General features: G+C 61.6%; 6 protein-coding genes. 5 read left to right on the forward strand and 1 reads right to left on the reverse strand.

What is annotated here, in order from left to right:
* Positions 1–1,893: transglycosylase domain-containing protein (locus tag HX846_RS18420; protein WP_256739834.1), on the reverse strand; the 1,893-nt coding region annotated here is incomplete at its 3' end.
* A gap of 220 nt (positions 1,894–2,113) precedes the next feature.
* Between HX846_RS18420 and pilM the strand changes: the two genes are divergently transcribed.
* The 5 genes from pilM to HX846_RS18445 all read left to right on the forward strand — a co-directional run.
* A complete protein-coding gene (pilM, locus tag HX846_RS18425) occupies positions 2,114–2,767 on the forward strand; it encodes a type IV pilus biogenesis protein PilM (RefSeq protein ID WP_178965851.1) in 654 nt (217 codons plus the stop codon).
* Entirely contained in the window at positions 2,767–3,318 is a 552-nt protein-coding gene (locus HX846_RS18430; protein WP_087692529.1) for a PilN domain-containing protein, read from the forward strand. Before pilM ends, HX846_RS18430 begins: the two co-directional genes overlap by 1 nt.
* Positions 3,315–4,340: a pilus assembly protein PilP gene (locus HX846_RS18435; protein WP_178965852.1), complete on the forward strand. Its 1,026-nt coding sequence runs from the start codon at positions 3,315–3,317 to the stop codon at positions 4,338–4,340. The genes HX846_RS18430 and HX846_RS18435 overlap by 4 nt, the downstream gene beginning before the upstream one ends.
* Positions 4,341–4,409: 69 nt before the next feature.
* Positions 4,410–5,747, forward strand: a complete 1,338-nt coding sequence (locus HX846_RS18440) for a type IV pilus secretin PilQ (protein ID WP_102367943.1) — start codon at positions 4,410–4,412, stop codon at positions 5,745–5,747.
* 4 nt (positions 5,748–5,751) lie between these two features.
* A partial coding sequence (locus tag HX846_RS18445; RefSeq protein WP_178965853.1) for a shikimate kinase occupies positions 5,752–6,016 on the forward strand: 265 nt, incomplete at its 3' end.

The following is a 6,016-nucleotide window of genomic DNA, read 5'->3' on the forward strand; positions in this document are numbered from 1 at the left end:
CTCGATGGTGATGCCGCCGTTGGCCGGTGCTGCCTGGCCGTCAGTGGCCGCGACGCCATTGACCACGTCGCCCGGGACCCGTGGTGGGTTGGCGGTGAACAGGGTTTCGCCGCTACGGCTTTCGATCTTGTCGATCAGGTACGGGGTGATCTTGTAGCCGCCGTTGGCAAAGGTGCTCCAGCCGGTGGCGATTTCCATCGGCGTCAGCGTGGCGGTACCCAGTGCCAGGGACAGGTTGGGCGGCAGGTCCGACTTGTTGAAGCCGAAGCGGGTGATGTAGTCGATGGTCTTGCCTACGCCCATCGCCTGCAGCAGGCGGATCGACACCAGGTTACGCGACTTGTACAGCGCCTCGCGGACGCGGATCGGGCCGAGGAAGGTGTTGGTGTCGTTCTTCGGGCGCCAGACCTTGTCCAAGTACTCGTCGACGAACACGATCGGTGCATCGTTGACCAGGCTGGCGGCGGTGTAGCCGTTATCCAGTGCAGCGCTGTAGATGAACGGCTTGAAGCTGGAACCCGGCTGGCGCTTGGCCTGGGTGGCGCGGTTGTAGTTGCTCTGCTCGAAGGCAAAGCCGCCGACCAGGGCACGGATTGCACCGTTCTGCGGGTCAAGCGACACCAGCGCGCCCTGTGCCACGGGCACCTGGCTGAATTTCAGGCTGTCGTCCTTCTGGCGCTGCACGCGAACCAGGTCGCCGACCTGGGCCACGTCCGACGGCTGCTTGGGCATCGCCCCCATGCTGTTGGTGTTCAGGAACGGGCGAGCCCATTTCATGCTGTCCCACGACACATGCTCTTCGCCGGTGCGGGTCAGTACCTGCACGCCATCTTTCTTCACCTGGGTGACGATGGCGGGTTCAAGGCCGCTGATCGGGCGCTGTTTGCCCAGCTCGACGGTCCAGGCGCTCAGGGTCTTGCCCGGCAGGCGCGATTCAGGGCCGCGGTAGCCATGGCGCTGGTCATAGGCGACCAGGCCGTCGTGTACCGACTTGTTGGCGATTTCCTGCAGGTTGCTCGGAATCGTCGTGGTCACGCGGAAACCTTCGGTGTACGCCTCGCTGCCATAGCGGCCGACCATCTCGGCACGGGCCATTTCGGCGATATACGGGGCATTCACTTCCGGGGTCGGCACGTGATAGCTGGCGTTCAGCGGCTCGGCCACCGCACTTTCGTACGCGGCCTGGTCGATCTTGCCCAGCTTGTACATGCGGCCCAGGATCCAGTCGCGGCGCTCTTTGCTGCGCGCCGGATTGGCCAGCGGGTTGAAGCGCGAAGGCGCCTTGGGCAGGCCGGCAATCATGGCCATCTGCGCCAGGCTGGCGTCACGAATCGACTTGCCGTAGTAAACCTGCGAAGCCGCCTCGATGCCGTAGGCGCGGTTGCCCAGATAGATCTTGTTGACGTACAGCTCAAGGATCTCGTCCTTGGTCAGCTGACGTTCGATCTGCAACGCCAGGAGGATTTCCGTGGCTTTGCGGGAAAAGCTGCGTTCGCTGGTGAGGAAGAAGTTCTTCGCCACCTGCATGGTGATGGTGCTGCCACCGGATTGAATGTGTCCGCTTTTTACCAACTGCGTGGCCGCCCGCACCAGGCTGCTTGGGTCGACGCCATAGTGATTGGCGAAGTTATCGTCTTCAGCCGACAGCAGGGCGTTGATGAAATTGGGTGGAATGTCGGCGAAACGGATCGGTGTGCGGCGCATTTCGCCGAACTCCGCGATCAGTTTTTCATCGCTGCTGTAGACCCGCAAAGGAATCTGCAACTGGATACTTCTCAGGGCCTCTACGGAGGGCAAACCCGGACTAAGGTAGAGATAGGCCCCGCTGAGCACGAGCATCAGCCCGCAGACGATCGCGACAATGGAGTACCCGAAAAACTTCAGCAGACGAATCAAGGCTTTTGGATTTCCAAGGAAAAGAATGGGTTAGGCGTCGGGGCATGCACGGCAAGTGGTGGATCGACCCGGCCAGCAGATAAACGCGGGAAAAAACGCTGGGCATTAAAGCATTTTTCGGCTTCGGGCGTCATTCGCGCCGCTCATACAAGCCGACCGAATGCAGGAAGCCTGGCAGCAATCAGTCCGTAAGACAGGGAAAGTTTTGGGGAGTTTTATGAGAAAGGGATTTTTCAGGCGAAAAGCCGATGCCGTCCTGGGTATCGACATCAATGACACCGGCGTCAGGCTGGTGGAGCTGGAGGCGTCAGGCACTGGCTACAGCGTTCGGGGCTACGCCATGCAGCAGTTGCCGGCCCATGCGGTGGTCGACAGCAGCGTGGTTGATTTCGATGCCGTCGCGCAGGCACTTTCCCGGGCGCTGATACAGGCGCATACATCACTCAGGCATGCCGCCGTGGCCGTGGCAGGGCCCTCGGTGATTACCCGCGTGCTGGAGATGGACGCGGGGCTGACGGATGCTGAAATGGTGCGTCGAATCCATGGGGAAGCAGACCAGTACATTCCTTATCCGCTGGAGGATGTGGCTATCGACTTCCAGGTGCAGGGCCCGTCGGCCCATGACCCGCAAAGCGTCGATGTGCTGCTGGTTGCCTGCCTCAAGGAACAGGTGGAGGCCCGTGAGGCGGTTTTGGCCCTTGCGGGGCTGGCGACGCGGATAGTGGATGTCGAAGCATTTGCATTGGCTCGCGCGGGCAGGCAGGCTTCGGACAGCATCACGCCGGGCCGTCGTGTCGATGGCGCGCAATGGGCCGTGGATGCCCAGGGAATGGGAGTGGCCTGCGGGCTGGCCCTGAGGAGTTTCGACTGATGACACGAATCAACCTGTTGCCGTGGCGCGCAGAACGGAATGAGCGGCGGCGCAAATATTTTCTGGTGTTTTTGGCAGGGGCTGCAGCGGTGGCGCTGGCTGCGGTTTGGCTGGCAGACCAGGTGATCGACCGTGCAATTGATCGGCAGTTGGCTCGCAATAACCAGTTGAGCCAGGGTGTCACCGGGCTCGACTCGCGCATCAAGGCCATCGACGAACTGCATGAGCAGCGCCAGCAGTTGATGGAACGGATGAAAGTTGTGCAGGGTTTGCAGGACGATCGTGCGGCGGGTGCTCAGTTGCTGGACCAGTTGGCCCGTGCCGTGCCGGACGGGGTGCAGTTGCGCGAAGTGAGCGTCGACGGCGGTTCTGTTTCCATCAGCGGCACGGCCGGATCGAACCGGGACATTGCTCAGTTCATGCGTGGCCTCGAAGCTGCCGAAGACTTGGAAGCGCCCCGGCTTCAACGGGTTCGCGGCGCGCAGGAGGGCGACGACAATGGCTTCCAGTTGACGGTTCGCCATGGTCACTCGGATGAGGTGCGCCAATGAGAGGGGCGTCAGGCCTGCCAGGGCTGACGGAATCCGATATAACCCAGCTCTGCCAGAACGCCGCCAACTGGCCCTTGCCGGGCAAGGCGTTGCTGGCTGGCGCGGTGGTTTGCCTGCTGTGGGCGGTGGGCAATACCTTCTACTTGAGTGGGGCGCGGGAGCAACTGCGCCAGCTTGAGTCGCAGGAAGTGGCGCTTGAACAGCAGGTCGCGCTGAAAACCAGCCAGGCTGCCGGCCTGGAGTCCCTGGTCCGCGAACTCGAAACAATGCGAGGCCATTTCGCCAACCTGTTACGGTGGCTGCCTGCCGACACCCAGGTACCCGGCCTGCTTGAAGATATTGGCCGCCTGAGTGCCGCCAATGGCTTGGTGCTGGAGGCCATCGAACTTCGGGATGACCAGCCTCGCGCCCTGTACATCGAATCGCCCATGCAGATTGGCGTCACCGGGACTTTTCACGACCTGGCGGCGTTCATCAACGGCATGGCCAGCTTGCCAGGAATTGTCACGGTGCATGACTTGGCATTCAGTCCTGTCGATGCCTCGGTGTTGCACCTCAGTCTGGTAGCCAGGACCTATCGTCACAACCGCCAGGCGGGCGATGACCTGGAGGTTGATTTGCACCCGCCGGCACAGGCTGTCGCCGAGCCCGGGCCGCAGCAAGTGGCGTACGATTTTGCAGCCTTGCGCGACCCTTTCCAGCCGCCCTCTCGCCAACTGGTTCGACCCGCCGGGCGACCGGCTGCCGGACCTGATCTCGCCAGGCCTCGCGGAATCCTCGAAGGCTTCGCCGTGGAGCAGTTCGAAATGGTCGGGACCTTGTCCCTGGGGGCTCAAACCTTCGCCCTGCTGCGCGGAGCGTCGTCTGTCCATCGGCTGGCAATCGGCGATTACCTGGGCCCGGACCACGGGCGCATCACGGCGATTCATGACTCCCATGTCGAACTGGCCGAGCTTTTCCCGGATGGCCAGGGCGCGTGGCTGGAACGCTCGCAAACCCTTGCCCTGAACGTGAACTCATAACGGAAACAAACAATGAAAAGGACTTTTTCGTCCTTCGGTGTGGCGCTATGGATAGCGTTCACGGCACCGATGGTCATGGCTGTGCCCAATCGAATCGACTTGATTCACCTGCCGCCACCTGGCAATGCGCCCCTGAGTACCGGACGCGTGGCATTCACCGGGGACAAGCTGTCCCTCAACTTCCAGAACATCGAGTTGCGCGCGGTGCTGCAGCAGATTGCTGACGTTGCCGGCCTCAATCTGGTGACCAGCGACGACGTGCAGGGTTCGATCACCCTGCGCCTCAAGGACGTGCCCTGGGACCAGGCCCTGGACCTGGTGCTGCAAACCAAGGGGCTGGACAAGCGTGTGACGGCCAATGTGCTGCTGGTCGCGCCGGCCGAGGAGTTGGCCGCCCGCGAGTTGCTGGCGATGGAGTCGCGCAAGCAAATGACTGAGTTGGCACCGCTGCGCCGCGAGTTGCTGCAAGTCAATTACGCCAAGGCGTCGGACCTGGCCAAGCTCTTCCAGTCGGCCGTGGGCCTGGAAGGTGCAACCGATGAGCGCGGCTCGGTGGCGGTGGATGACCGCACCAACAACATCATCGCCTACCAGACCCGGGAGCGGCTGGAGGAGCTGCGCACGATTGTGGCGCAACTGGATATTCCGGTAAGGCAGGTGATGATCGAGGCGCGGATCGTCGAGGCCAATGTGGATTACGACAAAAGCCTTGGCGTGCGCTGGGGCGGGCAACTGAATCGGGGTAACTGGAGCGCTGGCGGGATCAGGAAACCGCTGGCCGAAGGCGCCGAGCCGCCTGAAACCCCGCCCAGCTCGCCGTTTGTGGACCTGGGGGCGGTCAACGGCAGCGCCGGCCTGGGTGTCGCGTTTATCACCGACAACCTGCTGCTGGACCTGGAACTGACCGCCATGGAAAAAACCGGCAATGGTGAAATCGTTTCGCAGCCCAAGGTCGTCACCTCCGACAAGGAAACCGCGCGAATCCTCAAGGGCACCGAGATTCCCTATCAGGAGTCCAGCTCCACCGGCGCGACCTCGGTGTCGTTCAAGGAGGCCTCCTTGTCATTGGAAGTGACCCCGCAAATCACCCCGGACGGCTGGGTGATCATGGAGGTCAAGGTCACCAAGGACGAGCCCGACTACCTGAACAGGCTCAACGATGTGCCGCCGATCAAGAAAAACGAGGTCAATGCCAAGGTGCTGGTCAAGGACGGGGAGACCATCGTGATCGGCGGGGTTTTCTCCAATACTCAAAGCAAAGTGGTAGATAAAGTGCCATTTTTGGGCGATGTGCCGTATCTTGGCCGCCTTTTCCGGCGGGATGTGGTTTCGGAGAAAAAATCCGAGCTGCTGGTATTCCTGACTCCGCGTATTATGAATAACCAGGCGATTGCTGTGAGTCGTTGATTCTGTGCGAAATTTGATTCTTGTAGGACCGATGGGGGCTGGAAAAAGCACCATCGGCCGTTTGCTGGCCAAAGAGCTGCGCCTGCCATTCAAAGACTCCGATAAGGAAATTGAATTGCGCACGGGCGCCAATATCCCGTGGATCTTCGATAAGGAAGGCGAACTGGGCTTTCGCGACCGCGAGCAGGCGATGATTGCCGAGCTGTGCGGCTGCGATGGCGTGGTATTGGCCACCGGCGGTGGCGCAGTGATGCGCGACGAGAACCGCC

This window comes from Pseudomonas sp. K5002, from assembly GCF_013386655.1.
Classification (GTDB): Bacteria; Pseudomonadota; Gammaproteobacteria; order Pseudomonadales; family Pseudomonadaceae; genus Aquipseudomonas.